The following is a 1,166-nucleotide window of genomic DNA, read 5'->3' as shown; positions in this document are numbered from 1 at the left end:
CGACACCCGCCTGTACGGCGGCCGCGGCTACATCCAGCTGACCGGTGACTTCAACTACGGCCCGGCCGGCCGGTACTTCGGTATCGACCTGCTCGGCAACCCCGAGCTGGCCCGGTCGCTGCAATGGAGCGCTCCGATCGCCCGGTGGTACTGGACGGTTGCCCGCAACATCAACCCGTTCGCGGACCAGCTCAACATGGGCAAGGTCAACGCGGCGATCGGCTACCCCGCCGGCGCCGAGGACCAGCGTCGCTGCGACTCCTTCAAGAACGCCCTGCGGTACCTGTCCGGCTCCGTCCCGGCCGGCGTGATCTGCACCCGCTCGAAGGCGCTCAGCGGTGACACGAGCAAGCTCACCAAGACCCAGTTCGAGGCCCTGGACCGTATCCCCGGCACCGTCGGCTGATTTGCAACCTGGTCGAAAGGCTTGAGCCGGGGGCAGTTTGGGTGGAAAGTGACATCGTCGTGAGAGACGCCCGTTAACTTTTCACGGCTACCGTGCCCATGCTGTCCCCGCCCCGGGAGTTGTCATGCTCAAGCGAAGAATCCGCCGTCTTCTGATAGCCACCCTTGCCCTCACCGGCCTCACGGCCGCCGGTCTGGTCACCGCCGTTCCGGCGAGCGCGGCCGTCTTCAACACCTACGGCACCGGCGTGAACGTCCGCGCTGACGCCTACCTGTCCTCACCGGTCGTCCGGACGCTGCCCGGCCCGACCTCCATCGACGTGGACTGCCAGAAGTACGGCGACCTCGTCACCGTCTCCGGCGGTTCGAGCCGCTGGTGGGCGCACGTACCGGCGCTCGGCGGCTACGTCACCGTCGCGTACGTGGCGATCCCGGAGGACAAGCTCCCCGGCGTCGCCGAGTGCGGTGGCACCAACCCGCCGTCCGGCGACATCACGCTGGCGCAGGTGCAGGCGATGTTCGGCACCCGGATCGCGAATCCGTCGCTCGTCGAGACCGGGCTGCCGTCGCTCAACCAGGCAATGCGCGACGCCAACATCAATACGCCGTACCGGAAGGCAGCGTTCCTGGCGACGCTGGTGCATGAGTCGCGGCTGGAGTACAACATCCGCGAGATCGGCGACACCCGCCTGTACGGCGGCCGCGGCTACATCCAGCTGACCGGTGACTTCAACTACGGCCCGGCCGGCCGGTACTTCGGT

2 protein-coding genes are annotated in these 1,166 nt (G+C 67.7%); both read left to right on the top strand.

What is annotated here, in order from left to right; all coding sequences use genetic code 11:
* On the top strand, positions 1-406 hold a 406-nt coding region (locus ABD768_RS42950; RefSeq protein WP_344850756.1), incomplete at its 5' end, for a glycoside hydrolase family 19 protein.
* 124 nt (positions 407-530) lie between these two features.
* Positions 531-1,166, top strand: a 636-nt coding sequence (locus tag ABD768_RS42945; protein ID WP_344850754.1) for a glycoside hydrolase family 19, incomplete at its 3' end; no start/stop codon positions are given.

The organism is Kribbella ginsengisoli, assembly GCF_039537185.1.
In the GTDB taxonomy this organism is placed as follows: Bacteria; Actinomycetota; Actinomycetes; order Propionibacteriales; family Kribbellaceae; genus Kribbella; species Kribbella koreensis.
This window is presented reverse-complemented; position numbering and strand designations above follow the sequence as displayed.